The sequence below is a fragment of the Pedobacter sp. JCM 36344 genome, from assembly GCF_046546555.1.
In the GTDB taxonomy this organism is placed as follows: domain Bacteria; phylum Bacteroidota; class Bacteroidia; order Sphingobacteriales; family Sphingobacteriaceae; genus Pedobacter.
Genome location: NZ_JBKHKK010000006.1, coordinates 19,309 through 44,795, shown reverse-complemented (window position 1 = coordinate 44,795; position 25,487 = coordinate 19,309). Strand labels below are relative to the sequence as shown.

Below are 25,487 nucleotides of genomic sequence, written 5' to 3'. Positions count from 1 at the left end.
GTTTTACTAATTACTTTATAGCAACTTAACTTGCTACTGAATCTCTTAATGTTTTGACTTTATCATGAGATGTTAGCAAATCGGCTTTTTGTTCTGTGATCGTTGATCTTAGATCCGCTGATAATCCTTCCGTTTCTAAGGCCATTTTGTATGCTTTTTGAGCAGCATCTTCTCCAAATTCACAGTTGTTCAAAACCGTTTCTCTATCATGTCCTGTAAACACGGCTTTAACATCCATCCATGCACGGTATATTTTTCCAGAAGTGGTTGTGCCTGTCTGCGCGTCTCCCCCTAAAACCTGAATTTCCTGTGCCAAAGTAGCCTTAAGCTTATGGCTTTGACCGATCATTTCTACGAAAACAGATTTAAGATCGGCATCCCCGTCTTTTAGTTCGTCCATTGCTTTCTGGTATCCAGCTACTCTGTCGTTGTTGATTTCAATAAGATCATGTAAGATCTCCTTATTTACAATTGTAGTTTCCATTGTATTAGGTTTTTTGATGTATGGAAAGAACAAGAGCATGCCTGAAAAGTTTTCATTAAAATGAAAACGCGTACAAAACAAATTTCAGGATATGGAGTTTAATATTGATATTATCCATTATGAAGTTTAAGATCTTTTTTATGCTGATTTTGGTCAGCAATATTACCTTCGCTCAGGAGCGCTATTGGCAGCAACATGTAAGTTATGAAATCGATGCAACGTTGAACGACAAGAACAAAACGGTGGTGGGAACTGAGCGTCTAGTCTACAAGAATAATTCTCCATCAACTCTTGATTTCATTTGGTTTCACATCTGGCCCAACGCTTACAAGAATGAATCTACCGCACTATTTCAGCAGATAAAGAATGATACCTCCAGGGTATCTAAGTTGGAAAAGTATGAATTTGGAAGTATCACTGGACTAAATTTTACAGTAAATGGCAAAAAGGCGACAACTGAACCTCATCCTAACCCGCAGTTTATAGACATAATTAAAGTGAAGCTTGCCGCACCATTGAAATCAGGAGATTCTGTAGCTATAGCGACCGACTTTAACGTAAAACTTCCATCTTATTTTTCGCGTTCAGGTTACGCGGAAGGAGAGTTTATGGTCACCCAATGGTATCCAAAACCTGCAGTATTCGATAAAACTGGATGGCACGAGTTTCCCTATTTAGATATGGGTGAATTTTATAGCGACTACTCATCGTTTAAAGTTAATATTACTGTGCCTTCAGCCTATATTGTTGGCGCAACCGGTCTCCTTCAAACTGAATATGAATTAGCTCAATATAAGAGTACAGGTACACAGAATTCGAAGAATAGAACTGGAAAACCAGTATTATACGTACCTAAAGATAAATCGGGCACAAAGAAACTTACTTACGTCATGAATAATGTTCCAGACTTTGCGTGGTTTGCCGACAAAAACTTCGTGGTCCAATACGATACTCTGAAGCTCGCTTCCGGAAAAGTGGTTGAAGCCTTCAATTACTACCACAATAAACCAGGTACAATCTGGAACAACAGCATTGATTATACAAAAGATGCGGTCAAAAAATACAGCAATTGGGTTGGTGAGTATGAATACCCTGTAGTTCAAGTGGTTGAGGGTCCAAAGAATAATGCTAGTGGCGGCATGGAATACCCAACAATTACATTGATTACCAGTCCGGATGCTAAAAAGGAAAGCTTAGATGCGGTAATCGCTCATGAAGTTGGCCACAATTGGTTTATGAGTATGTTGGGCAGTAATGAGCGCCAGCACACTTGGCTGGATGAGGGTTTAAATACTTTTTTTGAGTTTAGGTATGAAGCTGAAAAGTATCGGACAAATTCGGTTTTCGGAGAAGCTATGATCCCTGCAGAAATTAAAGCACTTCCTGCGAAAGATTTTCTAGCTAGCTTATATGGAGCAATGATCGAAATACCTATGGAATCCCCGATAGAGACCCCTTCTGATAAGTTCAAGTCCTCCGATGAGTACGGATTAATTTCCTATGTGAAAACTGCGCTTTGGTTATACTTATTGGAAAGTCAGGTAGGTACCGACAAAATAAATCGAGCATTCAAGCAATATTTTGAGACCTGGAAAAACAAGCATCCACAGCCTGAAGACTTGAAGGCCTCCTTCGAGAAGTCGCTTGGCTTAGACCTAACAAAGTATTTTGAATTGTTGAATAAGAAAGGGCAGTTTAAGTAGCAGCGTCTATATCAAGCGCTTTAGCGCGATAATGTATCCTAGGTGCATCCCTTCGTGAAAAGGAAGAAAAGAAAGTGCCTGATCAATGTTACCTATCTCGACTCCATATCTTGTAGCCCAGGGCGAATATTCACCGAAGATATTCTCTTGAAGATCATGCTCTAATTTTTCAAGTGAAGCAAGCAAAAGTGATTTGATTTCATTAATCTCTTCCATTGCAATGTGTTTTTCAGGTTTAGCGCCTGGTTTGTATGCATTGTAGAAGTCTTTTTCAACTACAGTTCTTAATCCTGCTCTTAAGTAACAAACACCTTGCTCTGCTGCCACCATGTGAGCTACATTCCAGATGATGTTATTATTAAATCCTTCTGGAGTTTGGTTGAACTGAGCTTCCGATAAGCCATCAATTGTAGCTAATGTGAATTGTCTGATTTTGCGTAAAGTAGTAATTTGAGGATAGGTATTCATAGTAACTTCAAAAACGTTCGTCTAATAAATGAAATAAGTACATTTAAAACTGCAATATATAGAATTTTCATCTGTTATTTTCCTGTGGAAGTTATTCACGTTTACTACTTCTGCACAAAATTTCAGAAATGGCCGATAAAAAAAGCAAATCAGCTTAAACCGTGGATGTAGTATTGATTGGTGCTGGTATTATGAGCGCAACCCTTAGCTTTTTGTTAAAGGAATTACAGCCTGACCAATATTCGACCAATGATCGTTGCTAAGTTGCCTAATCTGCAACTAATGAAATATTTAATTGATCAGGTGAGACAATCTCCTCAAGATAGGTTAGCGCTTCGCTAGTGCCTTCCAACAACCAAAATGCAAGACTGGGAATTGGAGACCGCAGGACAACGTGTTTAGGTGATCAAGAAAGACGTAAAACATGGAGATGCCTTTGAGTTAGGTACGAAGGTTGTGAGATCAGAACCGAGACTAGCTAGGTTTTGGGACTTAAGGTGTCTGAGTTGGCAGACTAACCTTTTTTAAGGAATTCAGTTTTAAGTACGATTCTCATTTTTTCTACCTTGCAGTCGACCTCAGCATCATCCTCAGTAAGTTTGATATTTTTTATTACCGTGCCTTTTTTTAGAGTGATTGATGTTCCTTTTACAGGTAAGCTTTTTATAAGAATTACGGAGTCGCCGTTATTTAACTGATTGCCATTACTATCTTTTACTACCATGTGATGTGATTAATTGTTAAAGGTACAATTCTGCGGATAAAGATGTAATCAATTGGCATACCTATTGAGTTAGAAAAACATAACAACCTAATCTTAAACTACAAATGATGCCTCGCTGGTCTAAAATCGCACTCAGAATTTTCGGAATATTAGTTGGATTAGTGATACTGGTTTTTATCGGTCTCGCCTGGTATGTTAATGCTCACAAAAAGGAGTTGCTGGTTACAATTACAAAGCAACTTAACGGAGGCATTAGTGGACAGATTACTATAGAAAGTATGGAACCAACTTTCTTGAAAGGATTTCCCGGCGTCTCAATGCGTTTAAATAACGTTATTGTCCGAGACAGCCTTTGGGAACAACACAAGCATTCCCTTTTAGAAGCTAAGGATATTGAAGTTTCGGTTAATGCTTTGAAATTGTTGACCGGAACTATTCAGATAAAGAAGATGGGGATAAACAATGCCAGCATTTACTTATATACAGATAGCAATGGGTATAGCAACACAGCAATTTTTAAGAAGAAATCGAATATCAAGGTTGAAAAAAAAGAGAACAGCACGTCTGACTTGGAAATTCGGAGATTTTCGTTAAACAATGTGAATTTCTTGATGGACAATAAGAAAGGGAATAAGCTATTTCATTTTGTTGTTGATGACCTGGATGGCAATATTGATTATTCATGGTCTGATTGGGAAGCAGAAGTAAACCTAAAAGCTATTGCAAAAAGCCTTGCGTTTAATACTAAAAGAGGTAGTTTTATTAAGGATCAGCTCCTGGAAGGACCTTTTAAACTTACTTATGAAGACGCCAAAGGTCTGATCACTGTTGCTCCTAACACGCTTAATATTGGAAAGGACTTCTTCGTTATTGGTGCAAAATTTGATATGGCAAAGGATAATACTGACTTTTCTATAAATATCCAGGCCAATGATATCATGTGGAAGAACGCCGCGGGATTGCTAGCCCCAAACATCAGTTCAAGATTAAACATGTTTAATTTGGATAAACCCATCGACGTAACCTGCACAATTGCAGGGAATATGGGGCCTGGAGGTGATCCGGAAATTAACGTCAAAGCTCTCGTTAAGAATAATAAATTGACCACTCCAGGGGGAATTGTTTCAAACTGTAATTTTACTGGCATATTTACAAACAATTTCGAACAAGGAAAAGGCCACAATGATCAGAATTCGGCAATCAAGCTTTTAAGCTTTAAAGGAGCTTATGAAAACATGCCATTTTCGATTGATACTGCGTTTATAAATGACCTTAATAGACCAATTGCTACCGGAATGTTCAAATCTAATTTTGACATTAAGAACCTCAATAATGCGATGGGTGATGACGTTTTAAAGTTTGGTAAAGGAACTGCAAATGTATCACTTGCCTATCGTGCAGATATTGTCGACTTTAAATTAGCTAAACCATTTGTGAAGGGATTAGTTGAGATAAAAAATGCCGATGTGAGTTACGTGCCCCGCCATGTAAATTTTACCAACACTAATATCTCGTTAAACTTCACAGATCGTGACCTTTTTATTAAAAATATTAGGTTGCAAAGTGGAAAAAGCGTGGTTTACATGGACGGTTCTATTAGCAATTTCTTGAACTTGTATTATAGCGACCCCGAAAAAATATTACTGAATTGGAAGATTAGAAGTCCGCAGCTTCATTTAGGTGAGTTCCTTGGCTTTCTTGGTTCAAGAAAAACCATTAAAAAGAAGACAGCAAAAAACATTAGTTTTTCTGATGATTTGAATCAGGTCTTTGAAAAAAGTATGGTAAACATGCATTTGCAGGTTGACAAGGTTTATTACAATAAATTTTTGGCTACTAATGCCCAAGCGGACGTGTTACTAACCGAAAAGGGAATTTCCATTAAAAATGTAAGTGTTAAACATGGAGGCGGTTCTGTAAACCTTGCGGGAACCGTGACTCAAAGTGGCTCTGTTAACAGGTTTGCTCTAAATGCGAATATTAGCAATGTAGACATTCAGCATTTTTTCTATTCATTTGATAATTTTGGATTAACATCCCTAACCTCTAAAAATCTTCGTGGATACCTCTTCTCCAAAACAAATATTTCGGGAAGCATCAATGACCAGGGTAAATTGCTGCCTAATTCTTTAAACGGTAATATTGTTTTCGATTTAAAAAAAGGTGCATTAGTAAGTTTTGCTGCAATTAAAGACGTAGGCAAATTTGCATTCCCATTTAGAGATCTTGACAACATCACATTTAACAATCTTAATGGAAAGTTCGATATAAGGGGACAAAAGATCACGATCAATCCTATGCAAATCAACTCAAGTCTATTAAATATGGATATAGCAGGGATCTACTCAATGTCTGCCGGCACTAGTATCGCACTGGATGTGCCACTTAGAAACCCAAAAAAGGACGAAGAAATTACAGATAGGAAGGAGATTAGATCGAGAAGAATGAAGGGAATCGTGTTGCATTTATTGGCAACTGAGGACGAAAACGGGAAGATAAAAATTAAGCTCAATAAGAATCGGGATAAGGGTTAGGGAATATTTTTTTTACGTATTTTAGTGCGCTTTATAGAACTACGAAAACCAATGCTAAATGACGAAATCCATTCTGGTCCTAAAACTAGGGTCTGCATCAATAACCACAAATGCCGAAATTGACGAAGCTATAATCGCAGACATTACGAGACAAGTAGCCAAGCTCACCGAAAATTACCATATTATACTAGTTTCTTCAGGAGCAGTTGCTGCCGGCAAGAAATATTTGAAAAACTATAAGGGTAAAATGACAGAGCGTAAAGCTGCAGCAGCTATAGGAAACCCATTATTGCTTGGAACTTACTCGAGATATTTCCAGCCTTATGGAATTTCTATTGCACAAAGCCTTTGTGAACGGCAACATTTTTCAAATAGAACTCAATTTTTGCAGCTCAAAGAAACCTACGAAGAATTATGGAAGAATAACGTAATCCCAATTGCCAATGAGAATGATGTTGTGAGTAATCTTGAACTTAAGTTTTCTGATAACGATGAACTGGCTACCTTGCTTGGGGTTGGATTTGGAGCTTCTTTGATACTTCTCGGTACTTCTGTGCCCGGCGTGTTGGATAAAAAAGGTGAAGTAGTTAATAGAATCGATCTGATCAATAGTGATGTGTTTTCCCTTGCTACAAAAAACACATCTGAAGTAGGATTAGGTGGCATGACATCGAAACTAACATTTGCCAACCTTGCAACATCGATGGGCATTAAAGTTGTGATATTTGGTGTTAGGACTGAGGATGGCATTCTTAAGGCCGTTGCTGAGCAAACAGGAACTGTATGTGAGCCGAAAGTCTGCTCAATCCCGGCAAGAAACAAGTGGCTTGCCAGTGGAAGTCTGGTTACAGGTAGGTTAACTGTCGATGATGGAGCATGCAAGGCTATACGTGATAGAAAAAGCCTGCTTGCAGTCGGGGTAAGATCAATACAAAATCCTTTCAATGCAGCGGAAATATTCGAAATCATTGATCAGGAGGGGAGCATTGTGGCAGTTGCCAAGTCGAAGGTTTTCTCTGCGGCAATTACTCAGGATTCAAAACAACACAATTTGGAAGTCGCAAATGCGAGCGACATCGTTATTTTATAGATATAAAAATGTCAGCTATTCAGGATATATTAATTAATGCACAAAGGGCTAAAAGTTCCATTTTGGCAATGGACAATCGGGAGAAGCAACAGTTGCTTAATCATCTTGCGGATTCAGTAACGGCAAGATCAGCCGAAATTATAGTGGAGAATCAAAAAGATGTTATAAAATTAGATCCCAATGATCCTAAACTTGATAGACTCCTCCTAAATACGGAACGTGTTCTAAACCTCTGTAAAAGCCTTAGGGCTGTTGCTAATTTAGCAGATCCTACAGGATTGCTTTTAAGCGAGAAGATCTTGGAGAACGGTTTAAAGGTAAGCAAAGTAACTGTAGCTCTCGGCGTAGTTGCAGTCATTTATGAATCCAGACCTAATGTTACACTCGATGTTGCAGCACTATGTATACGTTCAGGAAATGTAGCTTTATTGAGGGGAGGACAAGATGCTTACCAAACCAACCAAATACTTGTGAGTATTATTCAGCAAGTCCTATCGGAGTCCTCTTTGGATCCCAATATAGTTCAACAATTGCCACCTGAAAGAGAGTTCATCATTGACATACTGACTGCAGAAAAGTACATCGATGTCATCATTCCCCGTGGATCAAACCAGCTGATTGAGTTTGTTCGTAAGAATGCAACCGTGCCGGTAATTGAAACAGGGGCAGGTGTATGCCATACCTATGTTGAGTCAACTGCTTTACTAAATGCTGCGGTAGCCATCGTCATCAATGCCAAAGTTTCCAGACCCTCGGTCTGCAATTCACTAGATACTATACTAATAGATCAAGCTATAGCTGCAAGGTTCCTTGAATTACTTTCAGCTCAATTGGAGAAATATGATGTTGAGGTTTTTGCAGATGACCAATCTTACCAGCTCCTAGACAAACTTGGCTTCAATCGTTTAAATAGGGCAGCAGAAGAAGATTTCGGAAGAGAGTTTTTAGATTATAAGTGTTCGATAAAAATTGTTTCGGGAATAGAGGAGGCCCTCGAGCACATCAATAAGTATTCTTCCAAGCATTCGGAAGCCATATTGACTGAGAATCAAGAATTAGCTGAGCTATTTCTGAAGCAGGTTGATGCTGCGGTTGTATACCTTAATGCATCCACAAGGTTTACTGATGGCGAAGTGTTTGGCTTAGGTGCCGAAATTGGCATTTCGACACAAAAGCTTCATGCGCGTGGCCCATTTGCGCTGGAGAAGCTGGTTACAGAAAAGTGGATTGTAAAAGGTACAGGCCAGATTAGGTAAAATAACAAATGACTTAGGGATTAAACCGCTAAGTCATTCATTACACTTTTAATTTTATCAGCTAATTTTTGATTGATTTCCTTAAATGCTGCTTTGTCTTTCAATGGCGTATTTACACTACAATAGAATTTGATCTTAGGTTCTGTTCCTGAGGGTCTCGCAGAAACAATACTTCCATCCTCTGTTATGAATTGAAGTACATCGGAAACTGGCAGTTCTAATTGTTTTTTCTCCCCTGAAGCCAGGTCTGTTTCAAAACCGAGTTCATAGTCTTTCAATGTTGCTACTTTTGAACCCCCCAATGTTGCAGGTGGATTGTTTCTAAATTTCTCCATCATCGCTTTGATCTCTTCAGCACCTGTTTTACCCTTTTTAGTGATAGAAACAAGCTCTTCTTTGTAAAAGCCGTATTCCACATACATGTCAAGAAGCGCGTCATAAAGACTACTTCCTTTATCTTTGTAAAACGCAGTCATCTCTGCAATGAAAGCACAGGATACAATAGCATCTTTATCTCTAACCAGCTCGCCGATTAAATAACCATAGCTTTCTTCTCCACCACCTATGAAGGTTTTTTTACCTTCAAGGCTGGTCATTAATTGACCGATCCACTTGAAGCCTGTAAGGGTGTTGTAATAAGTTACGTTTTTTGCTTTAGCAATAGTCTCGATCAAGTTGGTCGTTACAATCGTCTTTACAATGTACTGGTTACCATCAAGTTTCCCCTTTTCTTCCCAAGCAGTCAGCAAATAATTGATCAACAAGCTTCCTGTCTGATTTCCATTTAAAAGCACAAACTCACCTTCATTGTTTTTCACGGCGATACCGACACGGTCGGCATCAGGGTCTGTAGCCATTACCAGGTCAGCATCAATATCCTTTGCCTTTTTTAGCGCAAGTGTTAGTGCCTCTTTTTCTTCAGGATTAGGATAAACCACGGTTGGGAAATTACCATCCGGTGTACTTTGCTCTTCTACCAATGTCAGGTTGGTAAATCCAAACTGTTCCAATGCTTTAGGAACCAAAGTAATTCCTGTGCCGTGGATTGGGGAATAAACTATTTTAAGGGCTTTCTGACGTTCAATTGCCTCTGGAGAGACTGATAACTCGGTGATCTTATTCAAATATAATTGGTCAATTTCTTCCCCGATTAGCTCGATAAAGGCTTCATTACGGTCAAATTTAACCTCATCAATATTTTTAATTTTTGCAACCTCATCCATCACCATGGTATCATCGGGAGAGGTAAACTGCCCACCATCAGCACCATAGGCCTTGTAGCCATTATACTCTTTAGGATTATGAGAAGCGGTAAGCATTACACCACTGCGACAACCAAGATGCCTAACAGCGAAAGACAGCTCAGGAGTAGGTCTTAGTGCTTTGAAAAAATATACATAAATACCATTCGCTGAAAATACATCAGCCGTGATTCCTGCGAAGTAATCTGAATTATTCCTGCTATCGTGCGCAATCGCAACTTTTATCTTTTCGCCAGGATACTTATTTAATAGGTAATTGGCCAAACCTTGCGTAGCGGTACCTATCGTATATTTATTGATTCTGTTTGATCCTGCTCCCATAATTCCCCGCAATCCGCCAGTGCCAAATTCAAGACTTCTGTAAAATGAATCCGTCAGCTCTAAAGCCGACTCGCTATCCATTAAAGACTGAATCCCTTTTTTAGTGGTCTGATCATAATTTCCATTGAGCCATTCATTGATGGTGGCTAAAGTTGAGGGTTCTAATTGCATATAATTCGTAGGTATTTAATTTATACTATTGAAACAAATTTTAGTTAATTTCACGGCCTAATATAAGTATATTAACAATTAGAGACTAAAAAGTTCCATAAAAACTAAAGATTAAACGATGAAAATATTAAAGTTTGGAGGCACTTCTGTAGGAAGCCCTGAGCGGATGAAAAAATTACTGGATATCATAGATCCAGCCGAAGAACAAATCGTAGTATTGTCGGCCGTGTCGGGTACAACAAATAGTTTAGTAGAAATTTCAGCCAAACTTTTAAAGGAAGATAAACAGTCTGCGTTAAGTCTCATTAACGCGTTACACGAAAAATATAATGAGTTTGTGATTGAGCTTTTGTCTGAAGGCAAGTTTCTTGAGCAGGGTAAGGAGGTTGTTAGCTATCACTTTGGGTTTTTAGAAACGTTGGCTAATGATATTTTCACTCCAGTTGAAGAAAAGGTTGTGCTGGCTCAAGGCGAATTGCTTTCTACTACATTATATCATATTTATTTGAAGTCGATCGGGGTTTCTTCTGTTCTTTTACCTGCCCTTGATTTTATGAAAATTGATGAGGACAATGAACCGGATATTCCTTTTACTACCGAACATTTAATGCCAATTTTAGCCGCGCATAAAGACAATAAACTCTTTATTACTCAGGGCTTCATTTGTCGCAACAGCTTTGGTGAGGTCGATAATTTAAGACGCGGAGGCAGCGATTACACCGCTTCTTTATTAGGAGCTGCGATTATGGCAGAAGAAGTTCAGATCTGGACAGACATTGATGGGATGCACAACAACGATCCCAGAATTGTAAAAGGCACCAAACCTATCGCTCAATTATCTTTCGATGAAGCTGCTGAGTTGGCTTATTTTGGAGCGAAGATTCTTCATCCTCAATCTGTATTCCCCGCTCAAAAGTATAGGATACCTGTTCGCCTGCTCAATACTATGGAGCCCCAAGCTGCAGGAACACTAATTTCCGCTGAAAGCGAAAAAGGTAAGATTAAATCCATAGCAGCTAAAGATGGTATTACAGCAATAAAGATTCAATCTAGCAGGATGTTGTTAGCCTACGGTTTCCTAAGAAAGGTGTTTGAGATCTTTGAAAGATATAAAACGCCGATAGACATGATCACTACTTCTGAAGTGGCGGTTTCAGTAACTATAGATTATTTGGATAATCTTGATAAAATTATCGAAGAATTACATGCATTTGGAAGTGTGGAGGTTGATAAGGACCAGTCTATCGTTTGTGTGGTTGGAGATTTTAGCGCAGAGAAACATGGCTATGCTGCACGTGTACTTGACTCGATTAAGCACATACCTGTCAGGATGATTTCTTATGGAGGCAGTAATTACAACATCTCCTTATTAATCAATACCTCTGATAAAACGGAAGCACTGAAGAGTTTGCACGGAAGAATATTTGAGTAACTAATATCTTTTTCTAAGCCAAAGAGCGAAAAGAATTACGATTATGACAAGTACGATGAATAGTTTTATCCTCTTGTCATATTCTTTTTTCCCGATTTTATTATTTCTGTAGTCAATGTAATTACCGAAGTAAATTATCCCTAAAAAAATACCACAAATTATTATAAGATACTTTATCATTATGTTTACCAATATAGATATCACGCCATTATCAAACGCTGAAACTCCTTTTTACTACTATGATCTTTCATTGTTGCAGGAGACTTTAAAAAAGTGTGCTAACGCAGCAAATTTATATAATTTTCATGTGCATTATGCAATGAAAGCTAACTTCAATCAGCGTGTTCTGGAAAAGATTCAAGCGATTGGTTTCGGTGCAGATTGCGTAAGTGGAGGCGAGGTATCTAAAGCTTTGGAAGTAGGGTTTGATAAGGGGAAAATAGTTTTTGCCGGTGTTGGTAAGTCAGACAAGGAGATCAACGGCGCGCTTGACAATGATATTTTTTGTTTTAACGTAGAATCTGTCCAAGAGTTGGAAGTAATTAATGAACTGGCCGGTCTTAAGGGTAAGAGAGCGAGGGTGGCTATCCGGATCAATCCGAATGTCGATGCTTATACCCACCATAACATCACTACAGGTCTTGACGAAAATAAGTTTGGTGTCAACTCATGGGATTTACCTGCCTGTGCGGAAACCTTAAAAAATTCTGCTAACCTCGAGTTCATTGGAATTCATTTCCATATTGGTTCTCAGATCACTAACCTTGATGTCTACAAAAATCTCTGCGTTCGTGTAAATGAATTTGCAGTTTGGTTTGAAGAAAGAGGTTTTACCGTAAAAGTATTGAATGTGGGCGGAGGCTTAGGTATTGATTACCATAATCCAGATCACCAGATTCCTGATTTCGAAGCGTATTTCAAGATATTTAACGATTTTCTGGAGAAACGCCCCAACCAAGAGGTACACTTTGAACTGGGAAGAGCACTTGTGGGTCAATGTTCTTCATTAATTAGCAAGGTTCTTTACGTTAAGAATGGTAAGAAGAAAAACTTTATTATTCTGGATGCGGGAATGACGGAACTCATGCGACCAGCCCTATACCAAGCCTACCACAAAATTCAGAATATCTCCAAATTAACGGATTTAAATGAAGTAAAATACGACGTTGTTGGTCCGATCTGTGAAAGCACAGATTGTTTCGGTAAAGAAGTGGAGCTCCCAGAAACATTTCGTGGCGATCTGATAGCTCTACGAAGCACAGGGGCATATGGAGAAGTAATGGCTTCTCATTACAATCTACGAGACGAGATTAGAGCGGTATATTCCTAAGAATCTTCCATTAATAGTATGGCATTTTAGCTAATCTAGTCACAAGAGAAAATTTGTGTTTGCACCGTAGCTCAGAGGTAACTGGTAGGGAACTCCGAGCACACTCATTGGGTAAAGTATGATTAGGACTCTTCAAAGAAATCACCCAAGCCGCCTAGGTAGAATTCATTTAGTCCGGAGGTGAAATCTTCATAATCGCCATCAGGGATATTGGTTTGCACAAATTCAAGCGATGTTCCTTTCTTGTCTTCATGAAGTTTTATGGTCACAATAGACGGCTCATTATCTTCTCCAAAATACCATTGTTGTATTATTTTCTTACCGAACTCGAATTCCAAGTTTTTACCGGTAATGTCTCCATCCCAGAAGGAAAATTCAGTACCTGGTTCTTCAGTGAATTCAACTTCTGCGCCTGTCCACAATTGAATGCTTTGCGGTTTTGTTAAAGCCAGATAAACTTCCTCAGGAGGAGCGGGTAAGTAGTAATATTTCTTAAAGGTTTTCATTAATCAAATCTAGTTATTATTTGAAAGCATTGATGCCTGTTATGTCCATTCCTGTTATTAATAAATGAATATCATGTGTGCCTTCATAGGTTACTACTGATTCCAGGTTCATCATGTGCCTCATGATAGAATAATCTCCCGTGATTCCCATACCGCCAAGCATTTGTCTCGCATTGCGAGCAATCTCGATTGCAACTTCCACACTATTTCTTTTAGCCATGGAGATCTGTTCAACAGATGCTCTATTTTGAGATTTTAAAACACCTAATCTCCAAACTAATAATTGTCCTTTGGTGATCTCTGTGATCATTTCAGCCAGTTTTTTCTGTTGCAACTGAAAGCCGGCAATAGGCCTTCCGAATTGAATCCTTTCTTTGGAATACCTTAAAGCGGTGTCATAGCAATCCATAGCTACACCAAGTGCTCCCCAGGCGATGCCATAACGTGCTTGGTTTAAGCAGCCTAAAGGACCCTTTAGCCCGGTTATATCAGGAAAGATGTTTTCTTTAGGTATCTCGACATTATCAAATACTAACTCACCGGTGGCTGATGCCCTTAAACTCCATTTGCCCTGAGTTTCCGGTGTGCTAAAACCCTTCATGCCCCGCTCCACGATTAGTCCCCTTATTTTTCCTGCCTCATCCTTAGCCCATACCACAGCGATATCTGCAAAAGGGGCGTTGGAGATCCACATCTTTGCGCCATTCAAAAGATAATGTGAGCCCATATCTTTAATGTTGGTAGTCATGCCTCCAGGATTAGACCCATGATCAGGTTCCGTTAGTCCGAAACATCCCATTAGCTCGCCGGTAGCAAGCTTAGGAAGGTATTTTTTACGTTGCTGTTCCGTCCCATAGGCATAGATAGGATACATCACCAATGAGCCCTGAACAGATGCTGTAGAACGTATTCCAGAATCACCACGCTCGATTTCCTGCATAATGATTCCATAGGCGGTGTAATCAAGACCTGCGCCACCATATTCGATTGGGATCGTTGGCCCAAAAGCTCCAATTTCTCCAAGACCCTTTATCAACTGTTTTGGGAATTCTGCACGTTGTGCGAAGTCTTCAATGATGGGGCTGACCTCTTTCTTAACCCAGTCTCTGGTAGTGCTTCGGATCAGCTTATGCTCATCAGTAAGCAATTCATCTAAAAGGTAGTAGTCTGGTGCTTCGTAAGGATCTTTCCTGATAGATTTTTCCATATTCGCGGGATAAGTTGGGTAAAGAAAATATGCTCATTTCAAAGTTAATAATTTAAGGCAATGGCTGGTTATTACCAATCAATAATTTAAATTTGTTGGATGACTGGACCTCAAAACTATCTGCAGACCGTTGCCTTGAAAGATGTTAAATGTTTCGCCTATCACGGCTTTTACGAAGAGGAGCAATTAACTGGTATCTATTTTTCTCTAGATGTGACGGTTACATTCATTCCGGATCAGGAAACAGAAAATCTGGACAAGACAGTCAATTACGAGGTGTTGAATAGTATCATTCTTAATGAAATGATTGTCGCGAAAAAGCTTCTGGAAACTGTTGTTAAAAACATCCTCGATCAAATAATAGCCAAATACAGTTATCTGAAAACGGCAGAAGTTAGCATTAAAAAACTCAACCCGCCTATGCCAGGGCAGGTAGGTCACTCGTTTGTGCAGCTAAGCTATAACGCAGTATAATTCAACCAACATTTACACAACTGATTGCAAGTAATGGAATTCAACAAAATCAATATAAGTATCTTAGATTTAATTAGAGAAGCGATAGGGGCAGATAATGTCTTTACAGATGAGGAATCTTTTCAGAGATATGGTCATGACGAAACCGAGGATCTTAAGTTTTTTCCAGAGGTGGTAGTTAAGCCAGCAGACACCGCATCTATATCGGCTTTGATGAAAATATGCAACGAACATCACGTTCCGGTAACCCCAAGGGGAGGAGGAACTGGATTGAGTGGGGCGGCTTTACCTGTTTTTGGCGGCGTTCTATTGTCGATGGAAAGGTTTAAAGCCCTTATTGAAATTGATATTGACAACCTCCAGGCTACCGTTGAACCCGGAGTAATTACTGAGGAGTTCATTAATGCAGTTGCGGAGAAAGGTCTGTTGTATCCTGTAGATCCCTCTAGTAAAGGATCCTGCTTTATTGGTGGAAATGTAGCGCATGGCTCTGGTGGTCCGAGGGTGGTAAAGTACGGAACAATTAGGGAGTATATTCTTAACCTCGAGGTGGTTTTGCCCACAGGTGAGGTAATTTGGACTGGAGCAAATACACTTAAATACGCATCTGGTTATAATTTGACACAGTTAATGATAGGCTCAGAAGGAACTTTGGGTGTGGTAACCAAGATTGTAACTAAGCTGATTCCAAAGCCTCAGCAAAGTGTGGTAATGTTGGGTTCGTTTACCGAAAACGAAAAAGCTTGTGCTGCCGTTTCAGCAATATTTAGAGCTGGAATTACTCCCTCTGCACTCGAGTTCATGGAAAGAAAAGGAGTGGAATGGGTTATAAAATTCGATGACATTAAGTTTGATCTTAAGAACGATGTTAATGCCTTTCTAATGATTGAATTTGATGGTGATGACCTGGATAACATCTTTAAAGATTGCGAGAAAGTAAATATGGTGCTTGAAGAGTTTGGTTGCATAGATGTATTATTTGCTGATACCGCTCAACAGAAAGAGGAACTTTGGCGGATGAGGCGCACTATGGCAGAATCGATTAAATCAAACTCCGTGTATAAAGAAGAAGATACTGTTGTGCCCAGAGCAGCGCTCCCGAAACTGATTAACGGTATCAAAGAAATTGGTTCAAAGTATGGTTTCGAAAGTGTTTGCTACGGTCATGCAGGTGATGGAAACCTGCATGTTAACATTATTAAGGCAGGAATGAGTGATCAAGACTGGAAGGATAAGCTCAAGGATGGTATTGTGGAGATCTTCGAACTTACCACGCGTTTGGGTGGTACAATTTCTGGCGAGCATGGTATTGGACTGGTTCAAAAGGAATTTATGCCTATTAAATATAGTGAGGTAAGTCTAGACCTAATGCGTGGGATAAAGAAGGTGTTTGATCCAAATGGAATCATGAATCCCGGGAAGATATTTTAGTTGCGGCTTAATTGTTCAAAAATTAACATCTTATTCTTCTCGCTTTCTGGTATGGGTGCAGAGCTTTTGGTTTGATAATCAAAAGCAACGCAGACTGTTTTCCCTTTGCTACAAACAACTTCTACCCCATCTTTTATTTTGACTAGCAGGTATTCCAGATCGAAACTACTGGTTCCTATTCTGGATGTTCTGACATACATGCTTATTTTGTCTTCAATAAATATAGGTTTGATATAATCAATATTGGCTTTCGCTATAACTACACCCGTTTTTTTCCAATCCCATTTAATGGCGTTCGACCAATACTTCGTTCTTGCGATTTCCATGTAAGTAAAGTATACCGCATTGTTAACATGACCCATCATATCAAAATCTGCAAACCTGGTTTCGATCGTTGTTTTAAACACAAAACTGTCCGTTTGATTGGTTATATCTGCCGTTTTGTCGGTATGTTTGGTTTTATTGCGCCAAAAAGTCTTGAAAATCATAGATAAATGGGTTGGTATAAGAGTTGAATATGTGGTTGGTATAAACGTACAAATTAAAAGGAAAATATAAAATGACACTAGTAAAATTCAACAACAGAACCAGAAGCAGTGCGCCTTACTTTAACAACGTATTCGACTCATTGTTTAATGAAGCAATAAATAAAAATTTAACGATCAATAAAGTTCCTGGTGTTAATATTTTAGAAACTGAAGGTAACTACAAGATCGAACTTGCTGCCCCAGGGTTGACGAAAGAAGACTTTCAAATCAACCTAAAAAAGGATACCTTATCTGTTTGGGCGGAGAAAAAAGCACATGAGGGAGCCGATAACAAAGAATACTCACGAGTTGAATTCGATTATCGTTCTTTCGCAAGATCGTTTGTGCTTCCTGAAAGTGTAGATGCTGATAATATTTCTGCAGAATATGTAAATGGTATTTTAAACATTACTATTGGCAAAGACGTAGCAAAATCACAAGAAAAAGAGATTAAAGTTTCATAAGTAAGAGTGAGTTTTGGTTTTAAGGTTAGGGTATGTCGTAAGACATGCCCTTTTTTTATTTCAATTTCTTAAATTGGCAGCTCATCTATAAGATTTGTATGATCAAAAGACTGTTGTTGCTATTCGTGTTTGTTTGTTCAATAACCAACTCCTTTTCTCAAGGTGTGTCCAAGGCAGCTGTTGTTGAAGCTTCGAAAAAAGCTATCGCAATTGAAACTGAAAACCAAAAGTTGGAACTACAAAAGATCTGGAGTCAGAAGGTTGTAACACAGGGAGCTTTTGAGATGAAATTTGCGTATCGGATTCTAGGAGAAAAACCAGCCGATGGAAGAAGTCTTTATATTTCACTACACGGCGGTGGTAACACCTCTTCAGCGGCAAACGATCAACAGTGGAAAAACCAGATTAACCTTTATACGCCAAAGGAGGGTGTTTATTTGGCGCCAAGAGCACCTACAAATACCTGGAATCTTTGGCATGAAGATCATATTGATGATATGTTTGCTGAAATAGTGAAGGCTGCTGTCTTGAATGAAGGTGTTAATCCAAATAAAGTTTATTTATTAGGGTATTCTGCAGGGGGCGACGGCTTATTTCAACTTGCGCCTAGAATGGCTGACTACTGGGCTGCGGCGTCAATGATGGCTGGTCATCCTGGCGATGCCTCGGCACTTAGTCTGAGAAACCTGCCCTTCGCAATTTATATGGGAGGAGCAGATTCCGCCTACAAACGCAACGAACTAGCGAAGGTCTGGGCTGAAAAATTAGATAGTTTACAAACTAAGAATCCTGGAAGTTATGTGCATGACGTGCATATTTATGAGGGGTTGCCGCATTGGATGAGCAGGAGGGATACGAATGCTATCCAATGGATGGCATCTTTTACAAGGAAAGCTCTTCCTTCGAAAGTTGCCTGGCATCAAGACGATCGCCACCACCAACAATTTTACTGGTTGGGAACGCCTCTGCCTGAAACAGGTAAAGAAGCTGTGGTGTCTATAACTAAAAATACAATTACCATTGAGCGTAACGACAACGCTCAACTATATATCTACTTAAATGACCAGCTTCTAAATCTAGATAAGAAGATAAAAGTGGTATTAAATGGAAAAACCGTGTATAACAATAAAGCGGACAGAAAACTTGCCTTGATTCAAACAACTGCTAAACGCTTAGATTTGGATTTGGTGTTTTCTGCCCGCCTGCTTATAAAAGACGGTAAAGTTATAGAACAGTAATCTTAGGTGTAACCCAGGATTTTTAGAACCTGCTTGCTATTTTGTTCTTCTCCAAATACCTCGAAGTTGAAAGTCTCATCGCGGTTGCGGCGAATGATTACGTGTTTCGGACTAGGTAGCAAACAATGGTGTATTCCACCATATCCACTTAATACCTCCTGATACGCCCCGGTGTTGAAGAAACCAAGGTATTGTACCTTTCTTGTTTTCGGCATGAATACACTGTTCATGTGCGCTTCCTGATTGTAATAATCTTGGCCATCGCAAGTGATACCTCCTAAATTGACACGCTCATATTCTGCATCCCAGTTGTTTATTGGTAACAAGATGTATTTCTGGTTTAAAGCCCAAACATCTGGTAAATTTGTGATGAAAGAACCGTCAAGCATCAACCATTTCTCTCTGTCGTTCTGCTGCTTTCTGCCCAGTACTTTGTAAAGAATACCGGAAGCCTCAGCAACAGTATATTTTCCAAACTCTGTGATGATATCAGGTTCAACAACGTCGTGTTCTGCACAGATTTCTTTGATCCTTTTAACGATCTCATTAACCATATATTCATAGTCGAAATCGAATACTAAAGAGTCTTTGAATGGCATGCCACCACCAATATCGAGCGTATCTAACTCTGGATTGATCTTTTTGAATTTGCAGTATAACGTTACATATTTTTCAAGTTCATTCCAGTAGTATGGTGAATCGGTAATACCAGAGTTGATGAAGAAGTGTAGCAACTTTACCCTAAAGTTTGGATTTGTAGAGATCTTATTGTTATAAAAATCAATGACATCTTCCATACGTATCCCTAATCTGGAGGTATAAAATTGAGAATCAGGCTGTTCCTCTGCGGCGATACGAATCCCAAGATTACATGGAGTATCCATTTCCACCTCATCGTCAAAAAGGTTGAACTCCTCCTTATTATCAAGAACTGGTATGATGTTCTTATATCCATCATGCAACATATCAATGATATACTGCTTGTATTGATAGGTTTTAAAGCCGTTACAAATAACTGTGATGTCTTTCGTTAGAGAACCTTTTTTCTCTAATGCTTCAATCATTGGCATATCGAAGGCTGAAGAGGTTTCCAAGTGGATGCCATTTTTTAAAGCTTCTTCTACGATGTGTTTAAAGTGAGAACTCTTGGTACAATAACAATATTTATAATCCCCACGATAGTCGTTTTTAATGATTGCAGTTTGAAACAGAAGCTTAGCTTGCTGGATTTTCTTACTGATCATTGGAAGGTAAGTGAAGCGTAATGGAGTACCATAAGTCTCAATCATCTCCATTAAATTAAGATCCTGAAAGTATAATTCGTCGTCTATAACGCTGTATCCTTCCTGAGGAAAACCAACACTTAGATCAAGAAATTCGGAATAGCTTTGCATTTACAGTTATTATAATTTTTGCAAAAATGTAATTTTAAATTGAGAATTGGTCTTTAATGAATAATATTTATTGTTAAACAAATGTACATTTTCAGCGCTCGTTTAAATGTATTTCTGCCAACATACAACGTGCGCTTCCTCCTCCGTGTTTTTCTATATTGTATATAGGAGCGTTTACAATTTTATTATATTTCGCTAAGCGCCCAATCTGTTCTTCTGATAACGAGTTAAATGCTTGTTCAGACATAACTAACAGGAGTTCACCTTTTTTGTTTTCTACCTGGAGCATGTTCCCCGCGAAGTGATTCATCTGGTCGAGGGTGATATCAATAACGTCTTTTTCATTATGTTTAAGTGACACAACTACTTTATCTCTCTCTTTTAAATCAGGAATGGCATTTAAACAGATCACTGCAAATTGATCTGCAATACACATCATCACATTGGTGTGATAGATTGGAAAACCGCTTTGATCAATACCATTAAATAATACGATGCTGTATCCGGTCTGCTCACAAAAGTCCGCTATAACCTTTTCATCGGTTCTAAGTGATCTACAAGCATATGCAATCCTAGCGTTACGGTCTAACACTAAACTTCCGGTACCCTCCAAAAAGCTATTATTAAGTTCATGGGTACTAAGATCCACCAGTTCACTGATGATAAACTTTCTGTTTAATTCTTCGAGGATATCTTTCCGTCGCTCCAATCTTCTATTTTTAGAAAACATCGGATAGAGCACGACCTTTCCATCTTCATGAAAAGAGATCCAGTTATTAGGGAATATAGAATCGGGAGTTTCAGGATCCAATGTGTCACTGATTACCGTTACGTCGATATCGTTTTCGCGAAGTTTGGTTACAAAAGCATCAAACTCCAGAAGTGCCTTTAGCTGAACACCATCATCATTAGTTTTCTGCTGAAATTTATTATTGCTCGCCGTCTCTTGATTGAATTTAAAGTCGACCGGCCTTATCATTAACAAATGACTGGTAGTCTGCATTATATGTCGTCTCTTAGAATAGGTAAACTCATGCAATGGAAACCGCCTCTCGCGCGAGATAATTCAGCAGAAGGCATTAATATTAGTGTATCCTTTATCGTTTCCGCATCCACTGCGCCGTTTTCCAGATCATTAATGAGGTCTTTCACATTAACTACCGCGAATCCGTTGTCCTTGAAAGCTTCAATGGTTTTATCATTCCTATCATAACCCAGAACTACACCTTCTTTTAAGGCGAGCAGGTTACAGGAATCCGTCCATTGTTCTCTTGCATCATATGGGAAGGTGCCATTTCCGCTATAGATGAATTTTGTAGGTTCCTTGCTGTTAAGGTCAGTCTGACTAATATCGTCTAGCAGTGCTTCAATACTTTCGAAGCTTTTAGGAGCCCCGGTGGACTTCTTATTGAATTGTAGAATCTCGGTAATTTCCTTATTATCTGGTGCAATTAAAAAGTCAATTGGCTCCAGGGGATTTATCAGGTGATATTTTGAAATGGAACTTAACAGCGTCCATACATTCCGTTTTACCTGAGTAAATATAGTATCGATGTGCATAAAATCACGTTTATTAGGCACCTTCACTACCGTCACCTTTTCTACCACATCGTTTTCAAACAGTAACCTGATTGCTTCATTGGCGCCGTATGCAGAAGTTCTCTCGCTGCAACCAATCAAAACATGATTTTTACTAACCGTCATCACATCGCCACCCTCCAAAGTTGTACGGTGTTCATCTTCTTCACCGGGTCTAAGAAAGTGCTGAATTGGATCAGGAATTTCTAATACATGGTCCTTGTATTCATTAAAAATATTATGGTTAAAAAATATGTACCTCATAAGCAGTGTTTCTCTGCTTCGAGCTTTTTTTGCAGGCTTATTTAAAAGGATGTAATTATTAATGGTGATTCCAACATCCCTTGTAAAGATTAGATTGGGAATGGGGGCAAAGATCATCAAGTCATTTTCCAGACTCCCTGAAATGAAGATCTTTGCCAATATCTTCGTGTCAGTTTCCAGCATCTGTAGTTGCAATTTATAGGTACAACCTTCAATGGCACATACTGCTGCCACTAATTTTTTCTTTGTTGAAGCATCTTCCAGTATATCTGAAAGTAGATTTTGAATCTCAATAACGGCGCGAGAATTATGAAAATCGGGATGATTGGGCTTAAAAAATGATCGGTTGGAAGTATCAGCATCAATAACGGCCAATTTGCCTTTGATTTTTTCGGGATCTAAAAAGTACATGAGCAGCTTTACATAGTAATCGTACTCATCTTTTCTTATGGTGTCCAAGTGGACAATATCCTCAAAAAGCCAATCCTGAGCTTTTGAGGGCACAACTTTACCGAGGCCGCTATCGGGACTATGGATTAGAAGCTTCCGCAGACGGCCAATTTCAGTGCTTACATTTACTTTAAAGGTCTCAGTTTTATCCGTCATATGTTGATTGTCCAATTACAAAGCTATCTATTTTTTAGAATATAATATTCGCTCATTGTGTCGAATTTGGTTATTTTTGACCATGAATTTTATCATTACAGCTGCACTCAATGGCGTTAAACAACTTTACAATGAAGACGTTGCCGAGAGTGTAATTAACATACAAGATACCCGTAAAGAATTTGAAGGACAGGCCACTATTGTCGTATTCCCACTTATTAAATTTTCAAAAAAATCACCAGAAGCTACCGCAAATGATCTGGGATCCTATCTTGTTGAGCATGTAGAAGAGGTGATCGCATTCAATGTCGTAAAAGGCTTTTTGAATCTGAGTATAGTAGATTCTTACTGGTTTGACTTGATGAACAGTCAGCTACTTGATCCCTCATTTGGAACATTCAAACCGAATGGCAAAAAGGTGATGGTAGAATATTCTTCGCCAAACACCAACAAACCTCTGCACCTCGGTCACGTTCGAAACAATCTTTTGGGTTATTCTGTTGCAGAACTTCTAAAAGCTAGTGGATATGATGTCTACAAAGTTAATCTGGTTAATGACAGAGGAATCCATATTTGCAAATCTATGTTGGCATGGCAGAAATGGGGAAATGGAGAGACGCCGGAAAGCACTGGGTTGAAGGGCGACCATCTTGTCGGCAAGTACTATGTGATCTTCGATAAAGAGTATAAAAAGGAAATTGAGTCGTTAAAAATTGCAGGCGAAACAGAAGAAGAGGCAAAGAAGAATGCGCCATTAATTAAGGAGGCGCAAAAGATGTTGCTCGATTGGGAAGCAGGCGATGCTGAAGTTATTTCGCTTTGGGAGAAGATGAATGGTTGGGTATACAAAGGTTTTGATGTTACCTACAAGAACCTTGGTGTCGACTTCGACAAATATTATTATGAAAGCAACACCTATCTGTTAGGTAAGGGGATTGTTGATGAAGGTCTGGAGAAAGGAGTATTTTTCAAAAAACCTGATGGGTCGGTTTGGATAGATCTTACCAATGATGGATTAGATCAAAAACTGGTGTTGCGTGCAGATGGAACTTCAGTATACATTACCCAGGATTTGGGAACTGCTCAGATGAAATATGATGATTTCAATATGGATGAGTCGTTATATGTTGTTGGAAATGAACAAGACTACCACTTCAAGGTTTTGTTCTTAATACTGGATAAATTAGGTAAAACCTGGGCTAAAGGCTTACACCATTTGTCTTACGGCATGGTAGATCTACCAAGTGGTAAAATGAAGTCTAGGGAAGGGACCGTAGTTGATGCGGACGATTTAATATCAGAAATGGTATCAACTGCTAGACAAAAAACGGAAGCATTAGGTAAGGTCAATAACTTATCAGAAGATGAGAAAGATAGTTTATACTATCAGATTGGGATGGGAGCGCTAAAGTATTTCTTGCTTAAAGTAGAACCTAAAAAAAGATTGCTGTTCGATCCTGCAGAGTCAATTGATTTTCAAGGAAATACAGGTCCGTTCATTCAGTACACGCACGCAAGGATTAAATCGTTGTTAGCTAAAGCTTCCTATGTAACGGCTAAAACTTCAAATGACATGGCGCTTTCAGAGACTGAATCTGACATGATCATTTTATTGTCTAAATATCCAATTGAAATAGAAGGAGCTGCTAAGGCATATAGTCCGGCAACATTGTCAAACTATCTATATGAAATAGCGAAATTGTTTAATAAATTCTATCATGAGGCACCACCAATTTTTAAAGAAGAAGATGCAGAGCTAAAGCAATTTAGATTAAATATTAGTGCTGTAACGGCAGACCTTTTAAAAAGAGGAATGCATATTCTTGGAATTACTGTCCCAGAAAGAATGTAGTTACTTTTGTTTGGTATGTTCAGTTCCAGCTTTAGTTTCCACAATTGATTTTCTGCGGAAAATAGGGAATGTCATTGGGCTTTTGGATGGTCTTTCATCTCCAAGTAAAACACCCCATTGTTTGAAGGTTTCTGTACGATCGAAGATTACTTTCAATACGGCTATGATTGGCATAGACAGAAACATTCCGGATATTCCCGCAATACTTCCTCCTATTATTACGCCAAGAATGGCAAATAATGCATTTATTTTAACTTTAGATCCTACTATTCGAGGCATTAAGATATTGTTATCTAGAAATTGAACAACTGCGATTACAATTAATACTGTTAAAACCGGGCCCATTTCAGTCGAAGAGGTAAGGGTAAGAAGGACACCAATAATATTTCCAATTAATGCACCTACATATGGAATAAGGTTCAGCACAGCGAAAATTACACCGATTAGGAGGGCATGCTTTATATCTAGAAAGAATAAAATGCCCCCTAATAAAATGGTCATATAAGTTACCTGAATCAATAAGCCTAAAAGGTAGTTTTTTATAATAGCCTCAGTTTCATAGATCGCATCTTTAACTCGGGCATGGTGTTCTTTCTTAAACCACATGAAAATGAATCTCAGCAAGATGTCCTTATAAAAAAGCATTAAGTAAATGTAAATAGGCAATAAGCCTACAAAAACAAAAAGTGAACTTAGCGTTACTGCCGCGCCACTTGCTGCCTTACCAGCCATACCTAGAAGGTCATTGCTTTTATCGTTTATAAACTTAACCTGCTCAGTAGTAGAGTAAGAACTGATTCTACCTATCCATTTGCTTAAAGAGGTTAAGTGAGTGCTCACATTGCTTTTAATCTGCGGAAAGTCGCTAACCAGCAAAGCAATTTGAGAAGAAAAGAACCAGACTATTAGACCAAGAAAAATTGACATCGCTAATATTGGGATGATAATTGCCGCAACTTCCGGGAACTTTATTCTTATAAAGAATCTGAAGACTGGCAACAGCAGAATACTGATGAAGAAAGCCATGACCACAGGCATTATAATTTGGTTTCCGATAACCAGAACTGCAATAACTAGAACTAAACCAAGCAATTCAATTGACCTTCGGACGGTTAGGGGCATGTCTTTCATTAGTAATTTGTTGTTTTTTCAATTTTTTAACATTGAAAGG

Annotated in this window: 23 protein-coding genes; 12 read left to right on the top strand and 11 right to left on the bottom strand. The window is 38.8% G+C overall.

Annotated elements, in window-relative coordinates:
* Positions 1–25: 25 nt before the first annotated feature.
* Positions 26–484 (bottom strand): ferritin-like domain-containing protein, encoded by a 459-nt coding sequence (locus tag ACHFIZ_RS07375; protein ID WP_410884374.1) that lies wholly within the window; start codon positions 482–484, stop codon positions 26–28.
* Between the two features lie 119 nt (positions 485–603).
* Here ACHFIZ_RS07375 and ACHFIZ_RS07370 point away from each other — a divergent pair, with 119 nt between their 5' ends.
* A complete protein-coding gene (locus tag ACHFIZ_RS07370) occupies positions 604–2,187 on the top strand; it encodes a M1 family metallopeptidase (RefSeq protein ID WP_410884372.1) in 1,584 nt (527 codons plus the stop codon).
* Positions 2,188–2,193: 6 nt separating this feature from the next.
* On the opposite strand, the gene ACHFIZ_RS07365 is transcribed toward ACHFIZ_RS07370, so the two are convergent.
* Entirely contained in the window at positions 2,194–2,655 is a 462-nt protein-coding gene (locus tag ACHFIZ_RS07365; RefSeq protein WP_410884370.1) for a DinB family protein, read from the bottom strand.
* Between the two features lie 191 nt (positions 2,656–2,846).
* Here ACHFIZ_RS07365 and ACHFIZ_RS07360 point away from each other — a divergent pair, with 191 nt between their 5' ends.
* On the top strand, positions 2,847–2,918 hold the full coding sequence (locus ACHFIZ_RS07360) for a hypothetical protein (protein ID WP_410884670.1): 72 nt from the start codon (positions 2,847–2,849) through the stop codon (positions 2,916–2,918).
* Positions 2,919–3,169: 251 nt separating this feature from the next.
* Here ACHFIZ_RS07360 and ACHFIZ_RS07355 read toward each other — a convergent pair whose 3' ends face one another.
* A complete protein-coding gene (locus tag ACHFIZ_RS07355) occupies positions 3,170–3,379 on the bottom strand; it encodes a zinc ribbon domain-containing protein YjdM (RefSeq protein ID WP_410884368.1) in 210 nt (69 codons plus the stop codon).
* Positions 3,380–3,483: 104 nt separating this feature from the next.
* Here ACHFIZ_RS07355 and ACHFIZ_RS07350 point away from each other — a divergent pair, with 104 nt between their 5' ends.
* Genes ACHFIZ_RS07350 through ACHFIZ_RS07340 form a run of 3 tightly spaced genes read left to right on the top strand, consistent with a single transcriptional unit; the run spans position 3,484 to position 8,259 of the window.
* Positions 3,484–5,913 (top strand): AsmA-like C-terminal region-containing protein, encoded by a 2,430-nt coding sequence (locus tag ACHFIZ_RS07350; RefSeq protein WP_410884366.1) that lies wholly within the window; start codon positions 3,484–3,486, stop codon positions 5,911–5,913.
* 58 nt (positions 5,914–5,971) lie between these two features.
* Positions 5,972–7,003, top strand: a complete 1,032-nt coding sequence (proB, locus tag ACHFIZ_RS07345; RefSeq protein WP_410884364.1) for a glutamate 5-kinase — start codon at positions 5,972–5,974, stop codon at positions 7,001–7,003.
* Between the two features lie 8 nt (positions 7,004–7,011).
* Positions 7,012–8,259: a glutamate-5-semialdehyde dehydrogenase gene (locus tag ACHFIZ_RS07340; RefSeq protein WP_410884362.1), complete on the top strand. Its 1,248-nt coding sequence runs from the start codon at positions 7,012–7,014 to the stop codon at positions 8,257–8,259.
* A 20-nt stretch (positions 8,260–8,279) separates the two neighbouring features.
* Here the strand turns inward: ACHFIZ_RS07340 and ACHFIZ_RS07335 are convergent, their stop codons facing one another.
* Positions 8,280–10,013, bottom strand: coding sequence for a phospho-sugar mutase (locus tag ACHFIZ_RS07335; RefSeq protein ID WP_410884360.1), 1,734 nt, complete (start codon positions 10,011–10,013; stop codon positions 8,280–8,282).
* A gap of 118 nt (positions 10,014–10,131) precedes the next feature.
* On the opposite strand from ACHFIZ_RS07335, the gene ACHFIZ_RS07330 reads away from it, so the two are divergent.
* Together ACHFIZ_RS07330 and lysA are read left to right on the top strand one after the other, a co-directional pair.
* Positions 10,132–11,445 carry an aspartate kinase gene (locus ACHFIZ_RS07330; RefSeq protein ID WP_410884358.1) on the top strand — a complete coding sequence of 438 codons (1,314 nt, stop codon included), beginning with the start codon at positions 10,132–10,134 and terminating at the stop codon, positions 11,443–11,445.
* 181 nt (positions 11,446–11,626) lie between these two features.
* Positions 11,627–12,775 (top strand): diaminopimelate decarboxylase, encoded by a 1,149-nt coding sequence (gene lysA, locus ACHFIZ_RS07325; RefSeq protein ID WP_410884356.1) that lies wholly within the window; start codon positions 11,627–11,629, stop codon positions 12,773–12,775.
* A 122-nt stretch (positions 12,776–12,897) separates the two neighbouring features.
* On the opposite strand, the gene ACHFIZ_RS07320 is transcribed toward lysA, so the two are convergent.
* Together ACHFIZ_RS07320 and ACHFIZ_RS07315 are read right to left on the bottom strand one after the other, a co-directional pair.
* Positions 12,898–13,281, bottom strand: a complete 384-nt coding sequence (locus ACHFIZ_RS07320; protein WP_410884355.1) for an SRPBCC domain-containing protein — start codon at positions 13,279–13,281, stop codon at positions 12,898–12,900.
* A 16-nt stretch (positions 13,282–13,297) separates the two neighbouring features.
* On the bottom strand, positions 13,298–14,488 hold the full coding sequence (locus tag ACHFIZ_RS07315) for an acyl-CoA dehydrogenase family protein (protein ID WP_410884353.1): 1,191 nt from the start codon (positions 14,486–14,488) through the stop codon (positions 13,298–13,300).
* 99 nt (positions 14,489–14,587) lie between these two features.
* Between ACHFIZ_RS07315 and ACHFIZ_RS07310 the strand changes: the two genes are divergently transcribed.
* Together ACHFIZ_RS07310 and ACHFIZ_RS07305 are read left to right on the top strand one after the other, a co-directional pair.
* Positions 14,588–14,962, top strand: coding sequence for a dihydroneopterin aldolase (locus tag ACHFIZ_RS07310; protein ID WP_410884351.1), 375 nt, complete (start codon positions 14,588–14,590; stop codon positions 14,960–14,962).
* Positions 14,963–14,995: 33 nt separating this feature from the next.
* Complete coding sequence (locus tag ACHFIZ_RS07305; protein ID WP_410884349.1) at positions 14,996–16,393, top strand: FAD-binding oxidoreductase; 1,398 nt, start codon at positions 14,996–14,998, stop codon at positions 16,391–16,393.
* On the opposite strand, the gene ACHFIZ_RS07300 is transcribed toward ACHFIZ_RS07305, so the two are convergent.
* On the bottom strand, positions 16,390–16,881 hold the full coding sequence (locus ACHFIZ_RS07300; RefSeq protein ID WP_410884347.1) for an acyl-CoA thioesterase: 492 nt from the start codon (positions 16,879–16,881) through the stop codon (positions 16,390–16,392). The genes ACHFIZ_RS07305 and ACHFIZ_RS07300 overlap by 4 nt on opposite strands.
* A gap of 71 nt (positions 16,882–16,952) precedes the next feature.
* Between ACHFIZ_RS07300 and ACHFIZ_RS07295 the strand changes: the two genes are divergently transcribed.
* Complete coding sequence (locus tag ACHFIZ_RS07295) at positions 16,953–17,384, top strand: Hsp20/alpha crystallin family protein (RefSeq protein WP_410884345.1); 432 nt, start codon at positions 16,953–16,955, stop codon at positions 17,382–17,384.
* A 98-nt stretch (positions 17,385–17,482) separates the two neighbouring features.
* Complete coding sequence (locus ACHFIZ_RS07290) at positions 17,483–18,622, top strand: hypothetical protein (RefSeq protein WP_410884343.1); 1,140 nt, start codon at positions 17,483–17,485, stop codon at positions 18,620–18,622.
* Between the two features lie 2 nt (positions 18,623–18,624).
* On the opposite strand, the gene ACHFIZ_RS07285 is transcribed toward ACHFIZ_RS07290, so the two are convergent.
* The 3 genes from ACHFIZ_RS07285 to ACHFIZ_RS07275 all read right to left on the bottom strand — a co-directional run bounded on the left by ACHFIZ_RS07285 (position 18,625) and on the right by ACHFIZ_RS07275 (position 22,464).
* On the bottom strand, positions 18,625–20,016 hold the full coding sequence (locus ACHFIZ_RS07285; RefSeq protein ID WP_410884341.1) for an arginine decarboxylase: 1,392 nt from the start codon (positions 20,014–20,016) through the stop codon (positions 18,625–18,627).
* Between the two features lie 91 nt (positions 20,017–20,107).
* The gene (gene ctlX, locus ACHFIZ_RS07280) at positions 20,108–21,019 is read right to left on the bottom strand and encodes a citrulline utilization hydrolase CtlX (protein WP_410884339.1); all 912 of its coding nucleotides are present in this window, start codon (positions 21,017–21,019) and stop codon (positions 20,108–20,110) included.
* The gene (locus ACHFIZ_RS07275; RefSeq protein WP_410884337.1) at positions 21,019–22,464 is read right to left on the bottom strand and encodes an arginine deiminase family protein; all 1,446 of its coding nucleotides are present in this window, start codon (positions 22,462–22,464) and stop codon (positions 21,019–21,021) included. The genes ctlX and ACHFIZ_RS07275 overlap by 1 nt, the downstream gene beginning before the upstream one ends.
* A gap of 82 nt (positions 22,465–22,546) precedes the next feature.
* Between ACHFIZ_RS07275 and argS the strand changes: the two genes are divergently transcribed.
* Positions 22,547–24,316: an arginine--tRNA ligase gene (gene argS / locus ACHFIZ_RS07270; protein WP_410884335.1), complete on the top strand. Its 1,770-nt coding sequence runs from the start codon at positions 22,547–22,549 to the stop codon at positions 24,314–24,316.
* Here argS and ACHFIZ_RS07265 read toward each other — a convergent pair whose 3' ends face one another.
* On the bottom strand, positions 24,317–25,447 hold the full coding sequence (locus ACHFIZ_RS07265; protein ID WP_410884333.1) for an AI-2E family transporter: 1,131 nt from the start codon (positions 25,445–25,447) through the stop codon (positions 24,317–24,319).
* Between the last annotated feature and the right edge of the window lie 40 nt (positions 25,448–25,487).

Bases quoted from the DNA above. Each gene is read 5' to 3' on its own strand.
- ACHFIZ_RS07375 (WP_410884374.1), bottom strand. From the start codon at position 484: ATGGAAACTACAATTGTAAATAAGGAGATCTTACATGATCTTATTGAA.
- ACHFIZ_RS07370 (WP_410884372.1), top strand. From the start codon at position 604: ATGAAGTTTAAGATCTTTTTTATGCTGATTTTGGTCAGCAATATTACC.
- ACHFIZ_RS07365 (WP_410884370.1), bottom strand. From the start codon at position 2,655: ATGAATACCTATCCTCAAATTACTACTTTACGCAAAATCAGACAATTC.
- ACHFIZ_RS07355 (WP_410884368.1), bottom strand. From the start codon at position 3,379: ATGGTAGTAAAAGATAGTAATGGCAATCAGTTAAATAACGGCGACTCC.
- ACHFIZ_RS07350 (WP_410884366.1), top strand. From the start codon at position 3,484: ATGATGCCTCGCTGGTCTAAAATCGCACTCAGAATTTTCGGAATATTA.
- proB (WP_410884364.1), top strand. From the start codon at position 5,972: ATGACGAAATCCATTCTGGTCCTAAAACTAGGGTCTGCATCAATAACC.
- ACHFIZ_RS07340 (WP_410884362.1), top strand. From the start codon at position 7,012: ATGTCAGCTATTCAGGATATATTAATTAATGCACAAAGGGCTAAAAGT.
- ACHFIZ_RS07335 (WP_410884360.1), bottom strand. From the start codon at position 10,013: ATGCAATTAGAACCCTCAACTTTAGCCACCATCAATGAATGGCTCAAT.
- ACHFIZ_RS07330 (WP_410884358.1), top strand. From the start codon at position 10,132: ATGAAAATATTAAAGTTTGGAGGCACTTCTGTAGGAAGCCCTGAGCGG.
- lysA (WP_410884356.1), top strand. From the start codon at position 11,627: ATGTTTACCAATATAGATATCACGCCATTATCAAACGCTGAAACTCCT.
- ACHFIZ_RS07320 (WP_410884355.1), bottom strand. From the start codon at position 13,281: ATGAAAACCTTTAAGAAATATTACTACTTACCCGCTCCTCCTGAGGAA.
- ACHFIZ_RS07315 (WP_410884353.1), bottom strand. From the start codon at position 14,488: ATGGAAAAATCTATCAGGAAAGATCCTTACGAAGCACCAGACTACTAC.
- ACHFIZ_RS07310 (WP_410884351.1), top strand. From the start codon at position 14,588: ATGACTGGACCTCAAAACTATCTGCAGACCGTTGCCTTGAAAGATGTT.
- ACHFIZ_RS07305 (WP_410884349.1), top strand. From the start codon at position 14,996: ATGGAATTCAACAAAATCAATATAAGTATCTTAGATTTAATTAGAGAA.
- ACHFIZ_RS07300 (WP_410884347.1), bottom strand. From the start codon at position 16,881: ATGATTTTCAAGACTTTTTGGCGCAATAAAACCAAACATACCGACAAA.
- ACHFIZ_RS07295 (WP_410884345.1), top strand. From the start codon at position 16,953: ATGACACTAGTAAAATTCAACAACAGAACCAGAAGCAGTGCGCCTTAC.
- ACHFIZ_RS07290 (WP_410884343.1), top strand. From the start codon at position 17,483: ATGATCAAAAGACTGTTGTTGCTATTCGTGTTTGTTTGTTCAATAACC.
- ACHFIZ_RS07285 (WP_410884341.1), bottom strand. From the start codon at position 20,016: ATGCAAAGCTATTCCGAATTTCTTGATCTAAGTGTTGGTTTTCCTCAG.
- ctlX (WP_410884339.1), bottom strand. From the start codon at position 21,019: ATGCAGACTACCAGTCATTTGTTAATGATAAGGCCGGTCGACTTTAAA.
- ACHFIZ_RS07275 (WP_410884337.1), bottom strand. From the start codon at position 22,464: ATGACGGATAAAACTGAGACCTTTAAAGTAAATGTAAGCACTGAAATT.
- argS (WP_410884335.1), top strand. From the start codon at position 22,547: ATGAATTTTATCATTACAGCTGCACTCAATGGCGTTAAACAACTTTAC.
- ACHFIZ_RS07265 (WP_410884333.1), bottom strand. From the start codon at position 25,447: ATGAAAGACATGCCCCTAACCGTCCGAAGGTCAATTGAATTGCTTGGT.